This is a genomic window from Actinoplanes sp. CA-142083 (assembly GCF_050942195.1).
Classification (GTDB): Bacteria; Actinomycetota; Actinomycetes; order Mycobacteriales; family Micromonosporaceae; genus Actinoplanes.
Genome location: NZ_CP192076.1, coordinates 857,025 through 880,692, shown reverse-complemented (window position 1 = coordinate 880,692; position 23,668 = coordinate 857,025). Strand labels below are relative to the sequence as shown.

The following is a 23,668-nucleotide window of genomic DNA, read 5'->3' as shown; positions in this document are numbered from 1 at the left end:
CGTAGCGGTAGACCGATCTTGATGCCATTGAGCAGTTGGATAGTGTCCTCTACTGTTCCGCTGTGCGGAACCGGAAGTTACTTTGGTGGATCGTCGGTGCGGTCGTGGTCGTGCTCCTGGGCGGTGGTGGGATCGCGCTGGCGGTGTCAAACAAGCCGGCGCACACCGAGCCACAAGCGGCACCATCGTCGTCGCCTCCCCCGTCCGCCAGCGCCTCCCCGGAGCCGACGGTTGTCCAGAGCCCGGGCGCCGACATCACCGGGCCGCTCGACCTCGTGCTGCTGGGCGTCGACACCCGGGTGAGCGTCGCCGACTGGGAGCCGCACTCCGACACGATCATGCTGCTGCACGTCGAGCCCGGGCTGAAAAAGGCCTATCTCTACTCGCTGCCCCGCGACCTGCGCGTGAAGATGCCGGCGTTCCCCAAGGCCGGGTTCGGCGGCGGGACGTACAAGCTGACCGAGGCGATGGGCCGGGGCTCGCGGGTGCCGGGGACCAAGAAGCACAGCGTGAAGCAGGGCTACGAGTTGCTCACCAAGACGCTCACCGCGTACACCGGGATCAAGCAGTTCCAGGCGGGGGCGATCCTCAACTTCGGCGGGCTCGACAAGCTGGTCAACGAGCTCGGCGGCATCGACATGGTCGTCGACCAGAAGGTGAAGTCGCACCATCGCAAGCCGGACGGGTCGCTGCGGCCGCTCAAGCCGGGCGGCGGGGACTACCTCGGGCCGCAGGCCGTCTACCAGCCGGGCAAGCGGCACTTCGTGGGCTGGCAGGCGATCGACTACGCGCGCCAGCGGTACGGCCTGCCCGACGGCGACTACGACCGCACCCGCCACCAGCGGCAGCTCGTGCGGGCGATCCTCGACAAGGCGCTCGCCCAGGGCCTCGCAGAGAGCCCCGACAAATTGGACAAAGTCATCGGCGCCCTCGGTGACGCGCTGGTCTACGTCGGTGGGCGGAGGCCGCTGGAGTACGCGTACGCGTTGCGCTCCCTGGAGCCGAGCGCGCTGACCCTCGTCGGGCTGCCGGGCAACGGCGTCGGCAGCGGCGGCTCCTACCTCGGCGAGCAGTTGACCGCGGAGGGGAAGGGCTTCCTTCAGGCCGCCGCCAAGGGGCAGATCGCTCCCTATCTGGCGAAGCACCCCAAGCTGATCAATAAGTAGGTGCCTTCTTGCCGTACAGCCAGGACTGGAAGAACGCGCCGAGGTCCTTGCCGGAGATCTTCTCGGCCATCGCGATCAGGTCGGCGGTCTCGACGTTGCCGTCGCGATGCTCGCTGGTCCAGGTGGTGAGCAGCTTGCCGAAGGCCTCGTCGCCGATCTTCAGCCGCAGCGCGTAGACGGTCATGCCGCCGCGGTCGTAGACGGCGCTGCCGAACAGGTGCGCGACGCCGGGGTCGCCGGGCGTCTGGGACCAGTCGAAGCCGGCGTACGTCCGCTCGAAGTTGCCCTTGATGGACTCGGTGCCCTCGTGCTCCTGCCACAGCCACTCGGCGTAGGTGGCGAAGCCCTCGTTGAGCCAGATGTCCTGCCAGCGCTCGAGCGCGACGCTGTCGCCGAACCACTGATGGGCCAGCTCGTGCGCGACGACGGTGGGGTTGGCCTCGCCGGCGAAGAATCCCTCGCCGTAGGTGGGCCGGGACTGGGTCTCCAGCGCGTACCGGATCCGGCTGTCGTCGACGACGATCCCGCCGTACGAATCGAACGGGTACGGGCCGAACTTGGTGGCCAGGAAGTCGGCGATCTCGCCGGTGCGGGCCATCGACTTCGCGGCCGGCCCGTTCGCCGGCAGCGACTCGGGCACCGCGATGACCATCGGCTTGCCGTTGTGCGTGGTCGTGGTGACCCGGTACTTGCCGATGACCACAGTGGAGAGATAGCTGGCCAGCGGCGAGCTCTCGGTCCAGCGCCAAGTGGTCCAGCCGTCGGCGCTGGTCCGCGGGCCCGGCACGCCGACGCTGAGCGCGGTCAGGCCGTCGGGGACGGTGATCGCCAGGGTGAAGGTGGCCTTGTCGGAGGGGTGGTCGTTGACCGGGAACCAGGTGCTCGCCGACTCGGGCTGCCCCAGGGCGAGCGCGCCCTTGCCGGCGCTGGACAGCCAGCCGCCGTCGCCGAGAGTCTTGTTTGCCAGCTGTCCCGGGGTGCCGCCGTAGTCGATCACAACGGTGAACGCTTTGCCGCGCCGGACGCCCACCGCAGGGGTGATCACGAGTTCGTTGCCGGCGGCGGCCGATGTGGCTTCGGCGTCGTTGACGGTGACCTTGGAGGCGGTCAGATGCACCAGGTCCAGGTCAAATTGGGACAGATCCTGCGTTGCGGTCGCGGTGATCGTTGCCGTGCCGGTGAGCTTGCCGTCGGTCGGGTTGTATCGGACATTGAGGTTATATCCGGAAACGTCGTAGCCGCCGTTGCCGTAGGTCGGGAAGTACGGGTCGCCCGCCCCCGGCGCGCCGGGAGAGAAACGCACGCTGGGCGGGGCGGCGGGCGAAGGATGGCCCGCCGAGCACCCGCCCAGCAAAAGCACAGCAACCAGACATCCGGCACGCCTCATGCGACCGAGAGTATCCAGTGATTACCGGTCGAGGACCAACGCCACCTTCTGGAACTCCTTGACGTCGCGGTACCCGCACTTGGCCATCGCCCGTTTGAGACCACCGAAGAGATTCAGCTGGCCGTCGGGGCGGTCGGCCGGGCCGTACAGCAGCTCTTCCAGCGTGCCGTCCGGCTCGCCGGCGATGCAGAAGCCGCCGCGCGGCAGCGACGGGTGGCTCGCCGAGGAGTGCCACCAGGCGCCCCCCGCCGGCGCGCCCTCGGCCAGCGACAGCGGCTCGCCGAGCATCACCGCGTCGGCGCCGCAGCCGATCGCCTTCGCGATGTCACCCGATGTGCTGATCCCGCCGTCAGCGATCAGGTGAACGTAACGGCCGCCGGTCTCGTCCAGGTAGTCGCGGCGGGCGGCCGCGGCGTCGGCGATCGCGGTGGCCATCGGCACCCGGATGCCGAGGACCGTGTCGGTGGTCGACCACTCGTCGGCGCCCACGCCCACGATCACGCCGGCCGCGCCGGTGCGCATCAGGTGCAGCGCCGTCTTGTAGTCGGTGCAACCGCCGACGATGACCGGCAGGTCGAGGTCGGCGATGAACTCCTTGAGGTTGAGCGGCTCGTCGGTCGTCGAGACGTGCTCGGCGCTGACCAGCGTGCCCTGGATGACCAGCAGGTCGACGCCGGCGTCCAGCACGACCGGGGCGAGCGCGAGCGTGTGCTGCGGCGACACCCGGACCGCGACCGTGACGCCGCCCTCCCGGATCGCCCGGACCCGCTCGGCGATCAGCTCCGGCTTGATCGGCTCGGCGTACACCTCCTGGAGGCGCTTGGTGGCGTCGGCGTCCTCGCCGAGCGACGCCAGCTCCTCCAGGATCTTGGTGGGGTCTTCGTACCGCGTCCACAGGCCCTCGGCGTTGAGCACGCCCAGGCCGCCGAGGCGGCCCAGGGCGACAGCCGATTCCGGGCTCATCGTGGCGTCGGACGGATGCGCGACGCAGGGGATCTTGAAGGGGTACGCGTCGACGCGCCACTCGGTGGACACGTCGTCCACGTCGCGGGTGCGCCGGCTCGGGACGATGGCGATGTCGTCCAGGTGGTAACCGCGCTGAGCGGTCTTGCCGAGACCGATCTCCACGACGTCACGCATGCCTATGTCCTTTTTAGCGGGAGTGATAGTTCGGAGCTTCGACCGTCATCTGGATGTCGTGCGGGTGGCTCTCCTTCAGACCGGCAGCGGTAATCCTGATGAGCTGCCCACGCTCCTGCAAGTCGGTGACGGTCTCGGCGCCCGAGTAACCCATCGCCAGCCGCAGGCCGCCGACGAGCTGGGCGAGCACCCGCGACAGCGGCCCGCGGTACGGAACCTGGCCCTCGACGCCCTCGGGCACGAGCTTCTCCTCGGCCACGTCGTGCTGGAAGTAGCGGTCCTTCGAGTACGACTTGGCCTGGCCACGGGTCTGCATCGCGCCGAGCGAGCCCATCCCCCGGTACGACTTGTACTGCTTGCCGTTCACGAAGATCAGGTCGCCGGGGCTCTCCTCCGAGCCGGCCAGCAGGCCACCGAGCATCACGCTCTCGGCGCCGGCCACGATCGCCTTCGCGATGTCGCCGGAGTACTGGATGCCGCCGTCGGCGATCACCGGCACGCCGGCCGCGCGACAGGCGCGGGCCGCCTCCATCACCGCGGTGATCTGCGGTACGCCGACGCCGGCCACGATGCGCGTGGTGCAGATGGCGCCCGGGCCCACGCCGACCTTCACCGCGTCGGCGCCGGCCTCGACCATCGCCTTGGCGCCGGCGAAGGTCGCCACGTTGCCGCCGATGATGTCGGTGACGGTGTCCCGCTTGAGGCGGGCGATCATGTCGAGCACCTGACGCTGGTGACCGTGCGAGGTGTCCACAATGATCGCGTCGACGCCGGCCTCGATCAGGCCACGGGCCCGCTTGTACGACTCGTCGCCGACGCCGATCGCGGCCGCGACCCGCAGCCGGCCCTGCTCGTCCTTGGTGGCCAGCGGGTACTGCTCGGATTTCGTGAAGTCCTTCACCGTGATCAGGCCGCGGAGCCGGCCGGTCTCGTCGACCAAGGGGAGCTTTTCGACCTTGTGCCGCTGCAGCAGCGCGATCGCGTCGTCCTTGCTGACCCCGACCGGCGCGGTGAACAGCGGCGACTTCGTCATCACCTCGCGCACCTTGACACCGTGGTCGGTGACGAAGCGCATGTCGCGGTTGGTCACGATGCCGACCAGGGTGCCGTCGCCGTCCACCACCGGGACGCCGGAGATGCGGTAGCGGGCGCAGAGCGCGTCGACCTCGCGCAGGGTGTCGTCGGGGCTGCAGGTGATCGGGTTGGTGATCATGCCGGACTCGGAGCGCTTCACGAGATCGACCTGGGCCGCCTGGTCCTCGGCCGAGAGATTGCGGTGCAGCACGCCGATGCCGCCCTCGCGGGCCATGGCGATCGCCATGCGGGCCTCGGTCACGGTGTCCATCGCGGCGGAGAGCACCGGGATGGTCAGTCCGATGTTCCGGGTGAGGCGCGTGTCGGTGTTGACCCGGCTCGGCACGATGTCCGATTCGACGGGTTGGAGCAGCACGTCATCGAAGGTCAGACCGAGTGGAACCGTACGGGCCGAGTCGCTTTCCACGGAGCATCCCTAACTGCCGGAAGACGGATGGTTCATCGTACCCATCCACCCGGTGCGCCCCCGTGCGACGGACAGGACGTGCGGGCCAGCACACATCCGTCCGAGGTGAGTACGGTATGGGGGTGCAGGATGAGCCCATCGACCCGTTCAACGGCGACCCCACCGACCCGGCGGCCGAGCTCGAGGACCTCGGCGACGACGCCGAGACCGAGCCGCTGACCGACGCCGAGCGGCAGGATGTCCTCGAGGACCTCTCCGACCTGGAGATCTACCAGGCGCTGCTGAGTCCCACGGGCATCCGCGGGCTGGTCATCGAGTGCGAGGACTGCCACGAGCCACACTACTTCGACTGGGACCTGCTCCGGGGCAACCTGCGGCATCTGCTGTCGAGCGGGCGGCCGCGCGTGCACGAGCCGGCGTACGACCCGGACCCCGATCACTACGTGACATGGGAGTACGCCCGCGGTTACGCCGACGGCGTACACGACACCCTCACAGAAGGAACCGACGACGCTGAGTAGGCCGGCTCCGCTTCGCTCCGCGGGCAATCGCCCCTTCGGGGCCGATGAGCGGGCAGGCGATTTCCCGACACCGCAAAACCCCGCGGCGACGGCAAATCGACTGCCCGCTCATCGGCGGGACGATCGCAGTATCGAGTTAAGCGACTAATCCGGCCCGGAAGCCGGCCGCGACGGCGTGCGCGCGGTCGCGAGCGCCCAGCTTGCGGAACAAGCGCCGGGCGTGGGTCTTGACGGTGTCCTCCGAGACGAAGAGCTCGCGCCCGATCTCGGCGTTGCTCTTGCCGTCGGCCATCCCCCGCAGCACCTGCAGCTCGCGCTCGGTGAGCGTGAGCCGCCGGCCGGTCGGGGCCGGGTCGGCGACGCCGACCTGGGTCTCGTTGCCCGGCCAGGCCACCATCGGCCGCCCGGTGGCCGGGTCGATCGGCGCGTCGCCACGCTGGGCGGGCACCATCGGCGAGTTCGGGAGCATGGCCGGCACGGCCGCCGCGTTCGGCGACCCCATCGGCATGCCGTTCTGATAGGCGGCGGCCCGCGCCGCCGGCGAGTTGTTGTTCCGCGCGCCGCCGGCGACCCCCGCCGGCTGCGCGTTGGTGCCGTTGATCGGCATGCCCTGCGGCCGCACCGGCAGCAGGAGCAGCAGCAACGCCTTGGCGACGACGCTGACCAGGTCGTGCTCGACGCCGCGGATGACGCCACGGGCGCCGGCCGCGACGGCCGCTGCGGCGACCCGCGGATCTTCGGCGCCGAAGAGCACCACCTGCGCCTGCGGGGCGCGGGCGAGGACGCGCCGGGTGAAGCCGACGCTGTCGGGACGGGTCACGGCGGTGTCGGCGAGGACCACTTCGGCCGGCCGTTCAGCCAGTCGGATCATGGCCTCGGTCTCGCTGACCGCGGTCCGGACGACGCCGGTCATGCCGAGCCGGGCCGCGGTGGACGCGACGGTCTGGGCCGCCAGCGGGGTACGGACGCACACGAGGACGGTACGCACAGTGATCCTCCTTCTCTCTCAGAGGAGATCACGCGAGGGCCGCAGCATTACGCGCTTTAGATGGAAAAAATGGGAAAGATCGGTATGAGTTGCTCTACCGATGTCATGCGGCTCGCGAACACATCGAAGATCGGTGTGTGAGCCGGGGATCACCGGGGTAACACCCGGCCAGGCCTGAGCAAGGCCCCTCATGACCGAGGAGGGTGTTTGATGTCGAACGTTCGCAGACTGCCCGGGCCGATCGCCGACCTCTGGGACTGGCAGCGACTCGGCCTCTGCCGTGGCCGGGACAGCGCACAGTTCTTTCACCCCGACGGCGAGCGCGGGTCGTCCCGCAACCGCCGCGAAGCCAAGGCCAAGGCCATGTGCGGCGCCTGCCCGGTGCGGGCGGAATGCGCCGCTCACGCCCTTGCGGTACGCGAGCCGTATGGGGTCTGGGGAGGCTTCAGCGAAGCGGAGCGGCTGCGGCTGCTCGCCGTCGGCTGGGAAGACCTCGCCGACCGTCATCACGGACGGGTCGACCTTGCTCGTCTCGAGGCCCGCCTCGGCCGGCCCCACAAGTCGGCCGTGCCGGCGCAGCGGCAGGCCCCGGCGGCCTGAGACCGCCCGGCGCGGGGCATCACCCCCACAACCCGGTCCCCCGATGGGGGCCGGGTTCCGTTGTATGACGGTTCTTCAACCGCATCGGTGGACATGCAAGCCACCGTATGAGCGACTTGCGCGCCGGAGCCGCACTAGTAGTGCGGCTTTCAAGCAACGGCGCGCCAATGGCACTAGCCCACGTTGACCTGCACGGAATGCCATCCGGCGGCGCCGTCCGGGGCCGGGTCGGCGGGCGTCGAGGTCTGGGTGTACCCCGAGTTGTCGGTTGCGCGTACCCGGATCGTGTGCTTTCCCCCGGTCGCCTGCCAGGAGTAACTCCACTGCCGCCAGGTGTCGCTCGAGACGGTGGCGGCGAGCGTCGCCTCCGCCCACGCGCCGCCGTCGATCTGCACCTCGACCATCTTGATCCCGATGTGCTGCGCCCACGCCACGCCCGCGATCACCACGGTCCCCGGTGAGCGCTGCGCGCCGTCACGCGGCGTGTCGATCCGCGACTCGGTCTTGATCGGCGCCTGCTGCGCCCACCCGCGCGGCACCCAGTAGGCGTCGAAGTCCGCGAACCGCGACAACTCGATCTCGGTGATCCACTTGCAGGCGCTGACGTAGCCGTACAGGCCGGGCACCACCATCCGCACCGGAAAACCGTGGTTGACCGGCAACGGCTCGCCGTTCATCCCGATCGCGAGCAGCGCGTCCCGGCCGTCACGCAGCGTCGCGGTCGGGGTGCCGCAGGTCCAGCCGTCCACCGACCGCTGCACGACCTGGTCGGCGCCGGGCAGCGGGTCGGCCTCGTCGAGCAGTTCCTTGATCGGCGTGCCGAGCCACAGCGCGTTGCCGATGAGATCACCGCCGACCTCGTTGGACACGCAGGTCAGCGTCACGTACCGCTCGATCATCGGCCGCTGCAGCAGCTGTTCCCAGGTGATCGTGATCGGGTTGCGCACCATCCCGTGGATCCGCAGCTGCCACGTCGCCGGATCCACCTGCGGCGGATATAGCGCGGTGTCGATCCGGTAGAAGTCCTTGTTGGGCGAGATGTAGGGGGTCGCGCCCGGCGCCTGCACGCCGGCCGGCAGCGGCGGCGGGGTCTGCCGCGGCGCCGGGAGGACGACCGCCTTGCGCGCCGAGGTCACGGCCTTGCGCGAGGTGAGCAGGCGTCCGCCGATCCCGGCGACAAGAGCGACGCCGGCCGTGATCCCCAGAGCTTTGAGGAAGCGCCGCCGGCTTTCCGCATTGATCATTTCGTACGGGTCGGGAGAAGCACCCCGGTTCGAGGCGACGGCGCCGTCGTGGCCCGGGCCGTCTCCCGCCGCCGGGCCGGCGGCGACCACCGGGCCGGCGGTGACGGCCACGGGCGTCGCGACCCGCGGCGCCGAGGCGAGCTCCGCGCCCGCCAGTTCCAGCAGATAGTGCAGCACCCATACCGCTACCCCGGCGCCGACCAGCGTCGGCACGGCCGCCAGCACGCCCGCGTCGTGCCGGGTCACCGCCGAGGCCACCCCGATCGCCGCGAACAGCCCGATCCCGCCCAGCGCCAGCCGCCACGAGCGCAGGGCCACCACGCCCAGCCCGTACGCGTAGATCGCCAGCAGTATCGACGTGCCGGTGAGCAACGCGGTCTTGTCGTGCACGCCGAAGACCTGCACGCCGAAGTCCTTGACCGGCCCCGGCACGTGATCGACCACGACCCCGCCGACCGCCAGCAGCGGCGCCGACAGCGGCCCGGTCCAGACCGCCACCACCTCGGCGACGCCCACGGCCGCCCCGGCCGCCGCCACGCCGGACAGGCCGGCGCGCACCGAAAGATTCACCCTCACATCGTGCTCCGCGAACGGCCGGGGCGACGACCTCCGTAAGCGGTCGGTAAGAACGACCGCGTCACAACGGCCGGCCGCGCACCCTTCTCGTCGAGGCCCGGATGCCGAAGCCGGCGCTGATCGCCACCGCGACGCAGAGCACCATCGGGATGATCAGGTCGGCCCGGTCATCGGTCTCGGTGAACATCGAGATCAGCATCAGCCCGCCGACGACGCCGAAGAAGATCGCCGCCGGCCACAGCACGACCAGGAAGACGATGTTGATCGCGCGAGTCGCCCCCGAGGCGCCCCGCGGCCGGGAGTCACGAGGCTGCGGCTTCGGGATTTCGTCGGGGTCGCGCGGCGGCTGGAATACCCGCACCGGCCCGGTCGCGGCGTCGATGGCGGCGACCGCCCGGTGCCCGTCGGCGAAGAGCGTCGGCTCCACCCGCACCACGATCCCGTCCCCGCCGACCAGCTGCCGGCCGCCGTCCGGCCAGGCCCGCGCGATCGAGCAGTCGGCGTAGCGGACGGTCGCCGTGTTGCCGCCATCCACGACGCTGACGCCGTCCTGGGCCACGATCAGGGTCTCGCCGCCGCCCTCCAGCGACGGGTGGGCGTAGCCGTGCACCGCCGCCTCGGACTGGCTCGGCGCGTCGGCGAAGCCGAGGTGGCCGGCCCGCACCGGCGACATGAGCAGCCCGGAGCTCCAGGCCGCGGCGGCCACCTCGGCCACGCCGGCCGCGGTCACCGCCCGGGCCTGCTCGATGACCTGCTCCACGTCCTCCACCTGCCGGCCGACCAGCAGGTTGAGCGCCTGCCCGGGCAGCCGGCCGGCGACGCTGTCGGCCTGCCGGAGCTGCTCCACCCGCTTGTCGACCACCGCCGTCACGTCGGCCGGGTCGACCCGGCCCACCCGCAGCGTGGCGAGCACGTCGGCGAGCGCGCCGAGCACCGCGCCCTGGTTCTCCGGCAGCCCGTCGGCGACCGCCATGATCCGCGCCGTGTCCCGCCCCAGCGGCTGGTAGTCGGTCTGCGCCGTGTACGACAGGCCGGTCTCCTGGCGCAGCTCGCGGAACATGATCCGCTCCAGCACATCGGCGAAGACCGCGGCCTCGGCCGAGCGGGGCACCACCGCGTCCCAGACGACGATGCCCGGCGAGCCCGGGAAGGAGGCGGGCGTGGCCGGCAGTGCCGACGAGGGCGTGGGCGCCGGATGGCGTACCCCGGAGGGCAGGTCCAGGGCCAGCCCGGCCGGCACCGCCTCCCCGGCCACCCAGAGCACGGCGTTCTCCCTGGTGAAGTAGCGGGACACCCAGGCGCGCAGGTCGTCCGGGGTGAGCGCGGGCAGCCCCCACTCGGGGTACGCGTGCGTCCCGTAGTCGCGCGCGCCGTGCCGCCAGAGCGCCATCGGCTCGGCCACGTTCGCGCCGCGGCCGCCCGCCTCGGCCTGGAGCACGTCCTTCTCGACGGCCAGCCGCTGCATCGGCAGGTCGCGCAGCGCGGCGCAGACGCCGTTGAGGAAGGAGACGATCTTGGCCTCGTCGCCCTGCATGTGGAAGTAGGTGAACTCCACGCCGGTGGCGCCGTTGTAGTGGTAGTCGGTGACGCCCATCGCGTGCAGCGCCAGATGCTCGATCAGGTGGGTGATGCCCCGGCGGGACAGCGGCTCGTCGGCGAAGCCGACCCGGAAGGCGAGCCCGGCGTGGGCGGGCCCGGTCGTCGGCGCGAGCAGGACCGGCACGCCACCGACCTCGGTCTGCTTGATCATCGCGACCCCCCGTTCGCCAGCGCCCACTTGCGGTTGCGGCGGATCCGGTCGCTGACCTCGCCGGCGCCGAAGTAGTGCCACGGGTGCTCGGTGCCGAGGTCGCCGAGCAGGCGGAACGCCGCGGCCGCGGCCTTCGCGTCGTCGAACAGGACGAACAGCATCGCGAACGTGCTGGCCGCCTCGACCCAGCCGTAGTCACGGCGGAACTCGGGATGGAAGATCGACCGCTGCGCCGCCTCGTAGACGTCGGCCCGGACCGGCGGCGACTCGAGATAGCGGGCGTCCGCGCCGTCGTCGAGGTCGAGCCAGTGCTCGATGTGCGCCTGCGCGACCAGCATGCCCTGGACGGCGCCGGGCGGCGCGGCCGACATCGCCTCGCGGCACCAGGGGTGCAACATCTCCCAGCTGCCGCTCCACTTCGGGCACAGCCGCTGGAGGTACGGGATCTGCCCGGGCAGGTGATGCGGGTCGATCGCGGCCAGCTTCTGGTAGCGGCGGCGGGTCTCGGCCAGGCCCAGCTCGAGGCCGCGGGCCGAGGTCAGCCGCGCGACCCAGAGCGCCGGGTCGGCCGGGTTGCGGGCCACGCCGTCGAGCAGCACCACCTCGGCCCGGCGCAGCCACTCGTGGAAGTCCGCGAACTGCTCGCTCGACACGTACTGCGCGCGGGCGCCGGACCGGATGTCCCAGCCGACCTTGGTCAGGTGCATGCCGAGCATCGCCACGGCCGCAGTGTCGTCCGGGTCGGTGGCCACCACGTACCGGAGGAAGTCCTCGAGGTTGTCGCCGTCGGCGGCCTGTTTGAGCAGCAGGCTCCGGCCGGACGGCGGCGCCGCGTCGAGCACCGCCCGCGCGGCGCTCCAATCGCGGGCCGCGACGGCGCTACGGACCCTCGTCAGCTCGGGATAGGCGTCCGCTGCGTCGAGCAGCACACGGTCGGACATGACCGGGGAGCATAAATGACCGTGATCATTTTCGGAGTCCCACTTCCGGTCGTCCGGCTCAGAAGCCGCGTGTCCGGCGGAAGTAGGGCCGCGCGACCCAGTAACCGCCGGCGGTCAGCAGGACCATGAGGGCCAGGAATCCGACGGTGAGCGCCGGACCGGGGGCGAACCTGCCGACGGCCTCGCCGACCAGCAACACGACGGCCAGGATCGGGAAGAGGACGATCCCCAGCAGCCCGCACGCCTCGTCGGTCGTGGCGTTCCGGACGCGGCGGTAGGACTTCGCGGTCAGCGCCCACCAGCGGGCCGACCAGATCGGCGGGACCGCCCCGAAGGGTGGCGGGATCCGGTCGCGACCCGGCAGCAGCACCCGCACCTGCTCGGGGACCCTCTGGTCGAGGTCGCGGATGGCGTTGCCGGCGCCCCAGTAGTGGGTCGGCTCCGCACTGACGGTGATCCCGTCCGCGCCGATCAGGCGCCGGCCGCCGTCCGGCCAGACCAGCATGGCCTCGCACTCGGCGAACCGGATGGTGGCCGGGCCGTCCGGTCCGGTCAGGCTGACTCCCTCGGCGCCGATCACAAGCCGGGTCGAGGCGGCATCGCGGGCGAGGTAGGACCGGCCGGTCACCACCGAGTCGGAGACGACCGGCGCCTCGTCGTAACCCGCCCAGTCGGCGCCGGCGCCGGCCGGCGTGATCAGCAGACCGGCGCCGCAAGCCGCCGCGGCGACCTCGGCCACCTGCTCGGAGGTGACCGCTCGCAGCTCCGAGCGCGCCTCCTCGAGGCTCTGCACCGGCCGGCCGACGAGCAGGCCCATCGCCTGGCCCGGCAGCCGCCCGCCGCGCTCCTCGGCATGGGCCAGATCGTCGCAGGCCTGGTCGACCACCGACTGGACCTCCGGCGGGGTGATGCGGCCGGCCTCCATCGCGGCGAGCACGTCGACCATCCCGCCGAGCACGGCGTGCCGGTTCTCCGGCAGCGCGTCGGCGGCCGCGGTGATCAGCGCCGTTCCGTCGGCGCGCCCTTCATAGCTCGCCTGCACCGAGTACGAGAGGCCGCCCTCCTGGCGCAGCTCCCGGAACATGCGGCGCTCCAGAACGCTCGCGAAGACCGCGGCCCGCGGCTCCCGGCGCACGACGGCGTCCCAGACCACCGCGGTGGACGAGCCGCGGGCGAAGGCCGGCGTCCGGGGCAGCGCCGACGAGGCGGCCGGCGGCCGGCGGCGCTCGCCCGGCGGCAGGACCAGCCGCAGCCCGGCGGGCACCTCGTCACCGGCGATCCACAGTGCCGCGTTCTCTCGCGTGAAGTAGCGCGCGGTCCAGGCGTACAGGTCGTTCTCGGTCAGCGCCGGCAGTCCCCACTCGGGATAGCTGGACAGGCCGAAGTCGCGGGCCCCGTGCCGCCAGAGCGGGAGAGGGTCGGCCACCCCGGGCCGCCGGCCCGCCGCCTCGGTGCGCAGGATCTCCTTCTCGACCGCGAGCCGGTGCATCGGCAGCGAGGACAGCGCCGCGCACACCCCGTTCAGGAACTCGGCGATCTCCGGACCGGTCCCCTGCAGGTGGAAGTAGGTGTACTCCACGCCGGTGGCGCCGTTGTAGTGGAGGTCGGAGGCGCCGGACGCGTGCAGGGCGAGGTGCTCGACCAGGTGGGTGACGCCGCGCCGGGCCAGCGTCTCGTCCGCGAGCCCGACCCGGAAGACCAGGCCGGCGTGCATCGGCCCCCGGGTCGGCGCGATCAGCGCGGGGATGCCGTCGATCTCGAGCTGCTCGGTCATCGGGACGCCTCCCAGGCCCGCATGGCGCCCGCGCGGCGACTGCGGAGAGCTCGGCCGGGGCTACCGAGATAGCTCCACGGCCGCTCGTCGGCGAAGGGGCCGAGCACGGCGAACAAGGACCCGGCCGCTCGATGGTCGCCGAGCAGGCTGAACACCATGGCGAAGGTGCTCATCACCCGCACCCAGCCGACGGTGCGGCGGAAGTCGGGATGCCACACCGAGCGCTGCGCGGCCTCGTAGATCTCGCCCGACACGCGGCTCAGATGCCCCGGGCCGTGCGCGCCGTAGGCCACCGGGGCCTGGTTGTCCACCCACTGTTCGATGTGCCCCTCGGCGACCACCACCGCGCTGTGGGCGCCGGGCGGCGCGGCGTGCATCGCCTCCCGGGTGAACGTGTGCAGCTGCGCCCAGTCACCACCCCACTTCGGACATAGCTGCTGCACGAGGCCCAACTGGCCGGGCAGGTGATGCGGGTGATGGGCCGAGAGCCGGTCGTACCTCCGCCGGGTCTCGGGGATGCTGAGCTCCAGCCCGCGCGACGTGACGATGCGGCAGACCCAGACGGCCGGGTCGTACGGGTTGCGGGCCGCCGCCTTGACCAGCACCCGCTCGGCCTGCCGCAGCCGGTCGTGGAAGCCGGCCCACTGCTTGCGGCTGACCGACGTGGCGGGGCCCGTGGTGCGGATGCGCCAGGCCTCCCGGGTGAGGAAGCTGCCCAGCATGGCGGCCGCCCCGCTGTCGGACGGGTCGCCCTGCCACGCCTCGCGGAGGAACTCCTCGAGATCGCGCTCCTCGCCGCAGATCAGCACCAGCTCGGAACGGGCGGCCGGCTCGGCGGCATCGAGAATCCGCCGGCAGGCCGGCCAGTCTCGCGCTGCGAGCGCCGATCGGAGGGCCGCGACCTCGGGGTAGGCGGCGCCGGGATCGAAGCTGAGGACTGCGGGGCCGGACACGAGCGGGAGTGTAGGTGATCCCGCCCACGCGCGATACGCATCGATCAGACGAGAAGCGGATCTTCCAGCAGGTGCTCGAAAGCGAGTTCGGCGGCGCCGATCAGGGCCGCGTCGTAGCCGAGCTCCGGGGTGCGCAGGCGGATGTGCTCGCGGCAGGCCGGCAGGGCGATCGCGTTCAGGCGGCTGCGGATCTGCGCGGCCGCCACCAGGTAGACGTCCCGGAGCGTGCCGCCGAAGATGACGGCCTCCGGGTTGAAGATGTTCATGAGGTTGCCGACGCCGAAGCCGATCCACTCGCCGACCTGGCGCACGGCGAACTGGGCCTGGCTGTCGCCGCGCATGGCGGCGTCGACCACGCCGAGCACCGCCTCCCGGCCGGTCTGCTCGCCGCGGCCGGCGTGCTTGAGCAGCGCGTACTCGCCGATCTCGGTCTCCCAGCAGCCGCGCGAGCCGCAGCTGCACTCCCGGCCGTACGGGTTGACGACCATGTGGCCGACCTCGCCGCCGTACCCGCCGTGGCCGGCCACCCGGCGGCCGTCGGCGATGATGCCGGCGCCGACGCCGACGTCGCCGTACAGATAGACAACGTTGTCGCAGCCGGCCGCGGCGCCCCGGCTGTGCTCGACCAGGGCCGACACGTCGGCGTGGTTGCCGACCGTGAGCTTGCCGGCGTCGCCGATCTCGGAGCGCAGCGCGGCGCCGACCGGCTCCTCCACCCAGCCGATCGTGGGCGCGAGCCGGACCATGCCGTCCTGGCGCCGGACCATGCCGGCGACCGCCACGCCGGTGCCGACGTAGCGGGCGTCGTCGGGGACCGCGACACGCATCTCGTGGACGAAGCTCGCCAGCGGCTGCACCGCGTCGAGCACCTGCATGCCGCGCGGCCGGTCGGTCTCCCGGCGGTCCAGGATCTGGCCGCCGAGGCCGACCCGGGCCGCGCGCAGGCGGTCGACCTCGATGCTCAGGGCGTACGCGTAGACCTTGGACGACTCGGGCCGAACGACCAGCGAGGGTCGCCCGGCCCGGCCGACGGTCTCCCGCGGCGCCGCCTCGCTGACCAGCCCTGCGGTGGTCAGCTCGGCGGTCAGGGCCCCGATCGTGCTGCGGTTGAGGCCGAGCCGGCTGGTGAGCTCCGCCCGGGAGGTCGCGCCGTGCACGTGCACGTAGCGCAGCAGGGTCCCGAGGTTGTGCCGGCGAACTTCCTCCTGGCTGGGGCCGGCCCGCATCAGCGTGCCGTCCCCGCACCCAGGATGTCGCTCATCGGTTTCCGGTTGACGCCGCTCTGCGCCGGGCGAGAGCGTCGACGCTCGCGGCGACCAGCAGGATCAGACCGGTCACGATGTATTTCGTGCCCGACGTGTAACCCAGCAGGCCCATGCCGTTGTCGATCACGGTGATCACCGCGCCACCGATGACCGCGTTGATCGCCTTGCCCTTGCCGCCGAAGAGGCTCGTGCCGCCGATGACCGCCGCGCCCACCGAGTACAACAGGATGTTGCTGCCGCCGGTGTTCGGGTCGACCGAGTTGGCCCGGCTGACGGCGAGGATGCCGCCGATCGAGGCCATGAAGGAACAGATCACGAAGACCGAGATGCGGATCCGGTCGACCGGGATACCGGCCCGGCGGGCCGCCTCGGTATTGCCGCCGACCGCGTAGACATGCCGGCCGTAGGTGGTGCGGCCGAGGACGAAGGTCCAGACGACCAGGAAGACCGCGATGATCGGGGCGACGATCGGCACGCCCTTCACCGAGTTGAGCACCGGGTTGATCGAGCGCTCCTGGGTGAGCAGGGCGGTCGCGACCAGCAGCACGATCGCGAGGCCGGCGATACGCAGGATCACAACCCCGATCGGGTCGTTGACCAGGTTTCGGGCGGCGCGGCTGCGGACCTGGTTGAGCTGGGCCGCCGCATAGCCGACGATCGCGACGATCGTGAGGATCCAGCTGACGGCGACCGACAGGTTGCCGTTGGCGAGCTTGAGCACGAAGGTGTCGTTGATCGAGATGTTCTTGCCGCCGCCGAGCAGCTTCAGCAGGATGCCCTGGAAGGCCAGGAACGCGGCGAGGGTGACCACGAACGATGGGATGCCGAACTTCGCGACCAGGAAGCCGAGCACGAAGCCGATCACGATGCCGGTGACCATGGCCGCGGGGATGGCGCCGTACCAGGGCCAGCCGTGGTTGGTCAGCAGGATCGCCATGATCGCGCCACAGACGCCGGAGGCGAAGCCGGCGGAGAGGTCGATCTCGCCCAGCAGCAGGACGAAGACGAGGCCCATCGCGATGAAGATGTACTGGGCGCCCTGCGAGAACAGGTTCGCGAAGTTCAGCGCGCTGAAGAACGTGTCACGCGTGACGCCGAAGATCAGGCTCAGGATGATCAGGCCGATGACGGCGGGCAGGCTGCCGAGGTCGCCCCCGCGGACCCGGCCCCAGTAATCGTGGAAGTAGCTGCCGAGGGAGGGCTGGGCGACCTTGACGCCGCCGGCGGTGGTGGTCGTTGCGGTGCTCACTGGTCGCCTCCGGGCGTGGGCGTGATGTCGACGACATCGCCGTTGAAGTCGGACGGCTTCTCCGGGGGCAGGCCGATGTTGCCGCTGCGCCCGGCGGTGATCAGCTCCACGACCTGGGAGTGCGTCACCTCGGTGGCCTTGACCTGGGCGGCCAGCCGGCCGAGGTAGAGCGCTGCGATCCGGTCGGAGACAGCGAAGACGTCGTTCATGTTGTGCGAGATCAGCACGACCCCGAGGCCGTTGTCCGCGAGGCGGCGGACCAGCTCCAGCACCTGCGCGGTCTGCGCGACACCGAGCGCGGCGGTCGGCTCGTCGAGGATCACGACGCGGCTGTTCCAGAGCACCGCCTTGGCGATCGCCACGGTCTGCCGCTGGCCGCCGGAGAGGCTGGCCACGAGCTGACGGAGGGACTTCACCGTGCGGACCGAGAGGCTCGCGAGCGTGTCGCCGGCCATCTGCTCCATGGTCGGCTCGTCGAGGACGATGCCGCGCTTCTTCTCCCGGCCGAGGAACATGTTCTGGACGATGTCCAGGTTGTCGCAGAGCGCGAGGTCCTGGTACACGACCTCGATGCCGAGCGCGGACGCGTCACGCGGACTGTGGATCGCCACCGGGTTGCCCTCGAAGGTGATCGTGCCCGAGTCGATCGTGTAGATACCGCTGACGCACTTGACCAGCGTTGACTTGCCGGCGCCGTTGTCGCCGACGAGAGCCGTGACCTCGCCGGGGTAGACGCTCAGACCGACGTCATGCAGGACCTGAACGGGACCGAAGCTCTTGTCGATCCCGCTGAGCTCCAGAAGGGGTGTCGCGGCCACGGTGGTTCTCCTTCGATTGGTGACCGGGTTTCGTCGTCGTGGCTCCGCCACAGGCGAGAAGGGTGGGGGGGTGATGACCCAACTCCGGCGCCGCCCACGCCCCATGGCCGGGGGTGAGCGGCGCCGTCGTCAGCCGTCCGGGACTAGCCCGTCACAACTCGGGTCAGCTGATGCCCGCGTCCGTGCAAGCCTTGGCGAAGTCGGCGGTGCAGAGCTCCGCCTTCGTGACGAAGCCGTCGGCGACGACGTCCTTCACGTTGTCCTTGGTGATCGACTGGGGGGTCAGCAGCACCGAGGGAACGTCCTTCTTCGACTCCGGGTCGGTGACCTTGCCGGTGGCCGTGGTCGGCTTCTGGCCCTTGGCGATCGCGATGGCGAGCTCGGAGGCCGCGTCGGCCTCCTTCTTGATCGCCTTGTAGACCGTCATGCACTGGTCGCCGACGAGGATGTTCTGCAGACCCTGAACGGTGGCGTCCTGGCCGGTGACCGGGACCTGGCCGTTGAGCTTGTTCTTCTTCAGGACCGCGATGGCCGCGTTGCCGAGGCCGTCGTTCGCCGCGAGAACGCCCTTGATGTCCTTGTTCTGGGTCAGCATCTGCTCGAAGATGGTGCCGCCCTGGGCGTTGTCCCAGTCCGGAACGGACTGGTTCGGGCCCTTGGTCAGGGTGCCGTCGGTGTACAGCGGGTTCAGCACCGAGTCGTAGCCCTGGGCGAACAGGGTGGCGTTGTTGTCGGTCGGGGAGCCGTTGAGCTCGGCGACGACCGGCTTGGTGAGGTTCTTGGCCTTGAGGCAGTCGACCAGACCCTGGCCCTGCAGCTCGCCGACCTTCACGTTGTCGAACGACACGTAGTAGTCCGCGCCACCGTTCAGCGTGAGACGGTCGTAGTCGATCGTGGCGATACCGGCGGCCTTGGCCTTGTCCAGCACGGCCTTGCCGGTGCCGGAGTCCAGGTTGACGATGATCAGGACCTTGACGCCGCTCGAGATCATGCCGTCGGCGATGGTCTGGAACTGCGTCTTGTCACCCTGCGCGTTCTGGATGTCGGCCGTTACGCCGGCCGCCTTGAAGGCGTCCGTCAGGTACTTCAAATCCGCGGTGGCCCACCGGGCCGAGCTCTTGGTGTCGGGGAGGATAACGCCAACCTTGCCGGTGCTCGAGCCGCTGCTGCTGCCGGAGTCGCTGCCGCTGTCGTCGCCACAGGCAGCGATGCTGCCGGTGGCCAGCAGGCCGACCGTGGCAAGGGCGAACAGTCCCTTACGCATTCCTTGTGTCCTTTCGGGTAATCCGGGCCTTCGATCGGATTCGATGGTGTGCGCTGCGGGAGTGTCGCTCCCCGAGACGCCGAGTGATCAGGAGCTAGTTTGTTGTGCCCGGCAACGTATTCCCGTTGCGGCCCGTCGCACAAGCGGTGCGCCCCGGCGATCTCGTAACCCGGCATAACAATCCGGCAACACGGCGGTTATCCGGAGATGAGGGCCCTGGCGACAGCCAGGGACCGGCCCCGGACGATCGCCTAAGGTCGCTCACAGGGTGACGCTAAGTCACTCCCGTGCCCGATCTTGTCCGATCTCGGGATAAAGATCCCCTCGGTCCGTAACGTTGTCGTAACGGCTTGCCACCGATCGGGTTTTATGTCCTGATCATGGCGGTAACGGCATCGGTCAACCGAATCAGATCACCCGGCGCGAGCCCCACCTGAAGGCCGCGGCGACCCGCCGAGATGAACATCCGGTCAAGGGCGAGCGCCGACGAGTCCACCACCGTCGGCAGCTTCTTCCGCTGACCGAGCGGGCTGATGCCACCCCGGACGTAACCGCTGCTGCGCTCGGCCGCGGCCCGCTCGGCGAGGACCGCCCGCTTGCCGCCGGCCGCCCCGGCCAGGGCCTTGAGATCAAGGTCACCGGTGACCGGCACGACCCCGACGACCAGCCTGCCGTCGACCTCGGCGATGAGGGTCTTGAAGACCCGGTCGGGCCCGATCCCCAGCGCCCGCGCCACGAGCGCGCCGTAGTTCGGCGCGTCGGGGGACACGTCGTACGGATGCAGGGTGTGCTCGACCTGCTGGTCGGTCAGCACGGCGGTCGCGGGGGTGCCGGCCGCGGGCTTCTTTGCCATGGCAAAAACCGTACTCGTCGAATCTTTGGGCTACCCGTGTGATTTTTGCCCTTTTGCCCAGGTGAATCTGCCCCTTCAGAGCGGGCGGCACAGCAGGGCCGTAGGCGCGCCGGCCACCCGGGTCAGCACCAGCGAGGCGGCCTCGGGGCCGGACAGGCGCAGGTCGCGGCGAAGTTGATCGGGCTCGAGGGCGGAGCCGCGCTTACGGATCTCGAGGCGGCCGACGCCGCGCTCGCGCAGCAGCGCTCGCAGCCGTTTCAGAGAGAAATGCAGCACATCGGTTATCTCCAGGCGGCGGCCGAAGGGAGTGCCGGCGGGCTCGTCGGCGTACACGTAGGCGATGTCGGGGTCGGCGAGGCGGCCGCCGACGCTCGCCGCGAACTCGGCGACCAGGTGCGAGCGGACGACGGCCGGGTCCGGGTCGTAGACGTAGGCGCCGACCGGGCCGACCGGGGCCTTCGCCGTGCCGCTGCCGGTGAGCTCGGCCGCCTGGGAGCGCAACAGCGTGGCGCGACGCGGGACCTCGGCGAGCGGGCCGCACCAGAACGCGGCCTCGACCAGGTCGCCGTCGACGCTCACCCACTCGCCCTCGGCGCCCGGCGGCAGCAGGGCGTGGTCGATGCCGGGCGCCAGCTTGAGCACCGTCCTCGGCACCCGTTCGGTGAGGCCGGCAACAAACCCCCACGGCGGCGAGTACGAGTTGGGATCGAACACCCGGCCGCGACCCGCACGGCGGCGGGCCGGATCGGCGAAGACCGCGTCGTAGTCCTCGACCCGGACGGTGGTGGCATCCGCGCAGTCGACCTTGACCCGATCGTCGAGGCCGAGCGCGCTCACGTTCGCCGCGGCGATCTGGGCGGTCAGCGGGTCGGCCTCCACGGCGTACACGAAAATCCCGGCACTCGCCGCCGCCAGCGCGTCGGAGCCCAGCCCGCACCCCAGATCGGCCATGGTTCCGACCCCGGCCGCCGCGAGGCGCGCCGCCCGGCGATCCGCCACCGCCGCTCGCGTCGCCTGCTCCAGCCCGGGGCGGGTGAAGAACATCCGCGCGGCCCGCTCGCCGAACTTCGCGGCCGCCTTACGACGTAGCTCCACCTGAGTGAGCGCCGCGGCGGCGAGCTCCGGATCGACGCCCGTCGACCTCAGGGCCGAGGCGGCCGCGAGCGGATCTCCATGATCCACAGCGGCGGCGTTGGCCAGGGCGTTCACCCCTTCGGGGGTACGGAGGCGGGCGAGGAGGTCGGGAGTCACGAAGGCATTCTCCCCGGCGTGACGACACTGGCACTCTGGTTGACGGAGTGCTAGTTCCGGCATAACCTCGCGATTAGCACTCTCAACATGAGGGTGCCAACCGGAAGCCCGCACGGGCGGACGGTTAGGCACCAGGCGGACCGGCACCCGCGACGACGGCCCCGCCCGGTGGCATGAGGCATGAGACCGGCCTGGTTCATGGCCGGCAAACCTGTACCCAGGAGGGTATGCCCGTGACTACCGCGACCAAGGTTGCGATCAAGCCGCTCGAGGACCGCATCGTGGTCCAGGCGAACGAGGCTGAGACCACCACGGCGTCGGGCATCGTGATCCCCGACACCGCCAAGGAGAAGCCGCAGGAGGGCACCGTCCTCGCCGTCGGCCCGGGCCGCATCGACGACAAGGGCAACCGCGTCCCGATCGACGTCCAGGTGGGCGACACGGTCCTCTACTCGAAGTACGGCGGCACCGAGGTCAAGTACGCCGGCGAGGAGTACCTGGTGCTCTCCGCCCGCGACGTCCTCGCGGTCATCGAGAAGTGACCTACTGACAGTGCTCACCGCCCTGGCCCGGCACCTCGGGTCAGGGCGGTGGCGCGTGAAGGGACCTATACATGGCGAAGATTCTCAGCTTCTCTGACGACGCGCGGCACCTGCTGGAGCACGGCGTCAACACGCTCGCCGACACGGTCAAGGTCACGCTCGGCCCGCGCGGGCGCAACGTCGTCCTGGACAAGAAGTTCGGCGCGCCCACGATCACCAACGACGGTGTCACCATCGCCAAGGAGATCGAGCTCTCCGACCCGTACCAGAACCTCGGCGCCCAGCTGGTCAAGGAGGTGGCGACCAAGACCAACGACGTCGCCGGCGACGGGACCACGACGGCGACCGTTCTCGCCCAGGCGCTGGTCCGCGAGGGCCTGCGCAACGTGACCGCCGGCGCCAACCCGCTCGGCCTCAAGCGCGGCATGGACAAGGCGGCCGAGGCCGTCTCCAAGGCGCTGCTGGCCAAGGCGGTCGACGTCGACGACCACAAGGCGATCGCCAACGTCGCCACCATCTCGGCCCAGGACGCCACCATCGGCGAGCTGATCGCCGAGGCGATGGACCGGGTCGGCCGCGACGGCGTCATCACCGTCGAGGAGGGCTCGGCGATGCTGACCGAGCTCGAGGTCACCGAGGGTCTGCAGTTCGACAAGGGCTTCATCTCGCCGAACTTCGTGACCGACGCCGAGTCGCAGGAGGCCGTCCTCGAGGACGCGTACATCCTGATCACCACGCAGAAGATCGCCAGCATCGAGGAGCTCCTCCCGCTGCTCGAGCAGGTGCTGCAGACCAGCAAGCCGCTGCTGATCATCGCGGAGGACGTCGAGGGCCAGGCCCTGTCCACCCTGGTGGTCAACTCGATCCGCAAGACCGTCAAGGTCGCCGCGGTGAAGGCGCCCGGCTTCGGCGACCGCCGCAAGGCGATGCTGCAGGACATGGCGATCGCCACCGGCGGCGAGCTGATCGCGCCGGAGCTCGGCTACAAGCTCGACCAGGTCACCCTCGACATGCTGGGCAGCGCCCGGCGCATCGTGGTCGACAAGGAGAACACCACCATCGTCGACGGTGGCGGCAAGACGTCCGAGGTCACCGACCGGGTCGCGCAGATCCGCAAGGAGATCGAGGCGTCCGACTCCGACTGGGACAAGGAGAAGCTGGCCGAGCGTCTGGCCAAGCTCTCCGGCGGAATCGCGGTGATCAAGGTCGGCGCGGTCACCGAGGTCGAGATGAAGGAGCGCAAGCACCGCATCGAGGACGCCATCGCGGCGACCCGGGCGGCCGTCGAGGAGGGCACCGTCCCCGGCGGCGGCGCCGCCCTCGCGCAGGTCGCCAAGGAGCTCGACGGCGGCCTCGGCCTCACCGGCGAGGAGGCGATCGGCGTCAGCATCGTGCGCAAGGCACTGGTGGAGCCGCTGCGCTGGATCGCGCAGAACGCCGGCCACGACGGCTACGTCGTGGTGGGCAAGGTCGACGAGCTGGGCTGGGGCCACGGCCTCAACGCGGCCACCGACGAGTACGTCGACCTCGCCGCGTCCGGCATCATCGACCCGGTGAAGGTGACCCGCAACGCGGTCTCCAACGCCGTGTCGATCGCGGGCCTGCTGCTGACCACGGAAAGCCTCGTGGTCGACAAGCCGGCCGAGCCGGAGCCGGCCGCCGGCGGCGGCCACGGGCACAGCCACGGTGGCCACGGCCACCAGCACGGCCCGGGCTTCTGATCGGGTTCATCGTTTACCGGAAGGGCGCGCCAGGTGGCGCGCCCTTCCGCGTCTCCGCCCACGGATCTACCCTCTGATCCGGGGGGATCATGACTGCGGAGCTGCGCGACAGACATGCCGAGCGCACCGCGCCGCCGGCTTCCGGGTGGCCCGGGCGGCGGGCG

Annotated in this window: 20 protein-coding genes; 5 read left to right on the top strand and 15 right to left on the bottom strand. The window is 70.8% G+C overall.

All coding sequences use genetic code 11. The annotated features are described in order from the left end of the window. Positions 1 to 62 precede the first annotated feature (62 nt). The gene (locus tag ACQPZX_RS04230) at positions 63 to 1,166 is read left to right on the top strand and encodes an LCP family protein (protein ID WP_433374555.1); all 1,104 of its coding nucleotides are present in this window, start codon (positions 63 to 65) and stop codon (positions 1,164 to 1,166) included. On the opposite strand, the gene ACQPZX_RS04225 is transcribed toward ACQPZX_RS04230, so the two are convergent. The 3 genes from ACQPZX_RS04225 to guaB are packed head-to-tail and all read right to left on the bottom strand — an operon-like array spanning position 1,156 to position 5,194. Then, a complete protein-coding gene (locus ACQPZX_RS04225) occupies positions 1,156 to 2,553 on the bottom strand; it encodes a M1 family aminopeptidase (protein WP_433374552.1) in 1,398 nt (465 codons plus the stop codon). The genes ACQPZX_RS04230 and ACQPZX_RS04225 overlap by 11 nt on opposite strands. 21 nt (positions 2,554 to 2,574) lie before the next feature. Then, positions 2,575 to 3,693, bottom strand: a complete 1,119-nt coding sequence (locus ACQPZX_RS04220; RefSeq protein WP_433374549.1) for a GuaB3 family IMP dehydrogenase-related protein — start codon at positions 3,691 to 3,693, stop codon at positions 2,575 to 2,577. Positions 3,694 to 3,706: 13 nt separating this feature from the next. Next, positions 3,707 to 5,194 carry an IMP dehydrogenase gene (gene guaB / locus ACQPZX_RS04215; protein WP_433374546.1) on the bottom strand — a complete coding sequence of 496 codons (1,488 nt, stop codon included), beginning with the start codon at positions 5,192 to 5,194 and terminating at the stop codon, positions 3,707 to 3,709. 122 nt (positions 5,195 to 5,316) lie between these two features. Between guaB and ACQPZX_RS04210 the strand changes: the two genes are divergently transcribed. Continuing rightward, entirely contained in the window at positions 5,317 to 5,715 is a 399-nt protein-coding gene (locus tag ACQPZX_RS04210; RefSeq protein WP_433374543.1) for a DUF5319 domain-containing protein, read from the top strand. 136 nt (positions 5,716 to 5,851) lie between these two features. On the opposite strand, the gene ACQPZX_RS04205 is transcribed toward ACQPZX_RS04210, so the two are convergent. Next, complete coding sequence (locus tag ACQPZX_RS04205; protein ID WP_433374540.1) at positions 5,852 to 6,703, bottom strand: response regulator transcription factor; 852 nt, start codon at positions 6,701 to 6,703, stop codon at positions 5,852 to 5,854. Between the two features lie 210 nt (positions 6,704 to 6,913). Between ACQPZX_RS04205 and ACQPZX_RS04200 the strand changes: the two genes are divergently transcribed. After that, positions 6,914 to 7,303 (top strand): WhiB family transcriptional regulator, encoded by a 390-nt coding sequence (locus tag ACQPZX_RS04200; RefSeq protein WP_097322711.1) that lies wholly within the window; start codon positions 6,914 to 6,916, stop codon positions 7,301 to 7,303. 173 nt (positions 7,304 to 7,476) lie between these two features. On the opposite strand, the gene ACQPZX_RS04195 is transcribed toward ACQPZX_RS04200, so the two are convergent. From ACQPZX_RS04195 to ACQPZX_RS04145, 11 genes are all read right to left on the bottom strand, one after another. Continuing rightward, positions 7,477 to 9,084, bottom strand: coding sequence for a molybdopterin-dependent oxidoreductase (locus ACQPZX_RS04195; protein WP_433385014.1), 1,608 nt, complete (start codon positions 9,082 to 9,084; stop codon positions 7,477 to 7,479). Between the two features lie 100 nt (positions 9,085 to 9,184). Next, the gene (locus tag ACQPZX_RS04190; RefSeq protein ID WP_433374537.1) at positions 9,185 to 10,873 is read right to left on the bottom strand and encodes a M16 family metallopeptidase; all 1,689 of its coding nucleotides are present in this window, start codon (positions 10,871 to 10,873) and stop codon (positions 9,185 to 9,187) included. After that, positions 10,870 to 11,814: a hypothetical protein gene (locus ACQPZX_RS04185; RefSeq protein WP_433374535.1), complete on the bottom strand. Its 945-nt coding sequence runs from the start codon at positions 11,812 to 11,814 to the stop codon at positions 10,870 to 10,872. Before ACQPZX_RS04185 ends, ACQPZX_RS04190 begins: the two co-directional genes overlap by 4 nt. Positions 11,815 to 11,872: 58 nt before the next feature. Continuing rightward, the gene (locus ACQPZX_RS04180) at positions 11,873 to 13,588 is read right to left on the bottom strand and encodes a M16 family metallopeptidase (protein ID WP_433374532.1); all 1,716 of its coding nucleotides are present in this window, start codon (positions 13,586 to 13,588) and stop codon (positions 11,873 to 11,875) included. After that, positions 13,585 to 14,541: a hypothetical protein gene (locus ACQPZX_RS04175; protein WP_433374530.1), complete on the bottom strand. Its 957-nt coding sequence runs from the start codon at positions 14,539 to 14,541 to the stop codon at positions 13,585 to 13,587. The genes ACQPZX_RS04180 and ACQPZX_RS04175 overlap by 4 nt, the downstream gene beginning before the upstream one ends. 44 nt (positions 14,542 to 14,585) lie before the next feature. Next, complete coding sequence (locus ACQPZX_RS04170; protein WP_433374527.1) at positions 14,586 to 15,767, bottom strand: ROK family protein; 1,182 nt, start codon at positions 15,765 to 15,767, stop codon at positions 14,586 to 14,588. 31 nt (positions 15,768 to 15,798) lie between these two features. Then, positions 15,799 to 17,055 carry a sugar ABC transporter permease gene (locus ACQPZX_RS04165; RefSeq protein ID WP_433374525.1) on the bottom strand — a complete coding sequence of 419 codons (1,257 nt, stop codon included), beginning with the start codon at positions 17,053 to 17,055 and terminating at the stop codon, positions 15,799 to 15,801. After that, complete coding sequence (locus ACQPZX_RS04160) at positions 17,052 to 17,873, bottom strand: ATP-binding cassette domain-containing protein (protein WP_433374522.1); 822 nt, start codon at positions 17,871 to 17,873, stop codon at positions 17,052 to 17,054. Before ACQPZX_RS04160 ends, ACQPZX_RS04165 begins: the two co-directional genes overlap by 4 nt. Positions 17,874 to 18,036: 163 nt before the next feature. Next, on the bottom strand, positions 18,037 to 19,137 hold the full coding sequence (locus ACQPZX_RS04155) for a sugar ABC transporter substrate-binding protein (protein WP_433374519.1): 1,101 nt from the start codon (positions 19,135 to 19,137) through the stop codon (positions 18,037 to 18,039). A gap of 367 nt (positions 19,138 to 19,504) precedes the next feature. Beyond that, entirely contained in the window at positions 19,505 to 19,990 is a 486-nt protein-coding gene (gene ybaK, locus ACQPZX_RS04150; protein ID WP_433374516.1) for a Cys-tRNA(Pro) deacylase, read from the bottom strand. A 75-nt stretch (positions 19,991 to 20,065) separates the two neighbouring features. Continuing rightward, positions 20,066 to 21,241: a THUMP-like domain-containing protein gene (locus tag ACQPZX_RS04145; RefSeq protein ID WP_433374513.1), complete on the bottom strand. Its 1,176-nt coding sequence runs from the start codon at positions 21,239 to 21,241 to the stop codon at positions 20,066 to 20,068. Positions 21,242 to 21,468: 227 nt separating this feature from the next. Here ACQPZX_RS04145 and groES point away from each other — a divergent pair, with 227 nt between their 5' ends. Together groES and groL are read left to right on the top strand one after the other, a co-directional pair. Next, positions 21,469 to 21,783: a co-chaperone GroES gene (gene groES / locus ACQPZX_RS04140; RefSeq protein WP_084297906.1), complete on the top strand. Its 315-nt coding sequence runs from the start codon at positions 21,469 to 21,471 to the stop codon at positions 21,781 to 21,783. A 71-nt stretch (positions 21,784 to 21,854) separates the two neighbouring features. Continuing rightward, positions 21,855 to 23,504 carry a chaperonin GroEL gene (groL, locus tag ACQPZX_RS04135; RefSeq protein ID WP_433374510.1) on the top strand — a complete coding sequence of 550 codons (1,650 nt, stop codon included), beginning with the start codon at positions 21,855 to 21,857 and terminating at the stop codon, positions 23,502 to 23,504. Positions 23,505 to 23,668 lie beyond the last annotated feature (164 nt).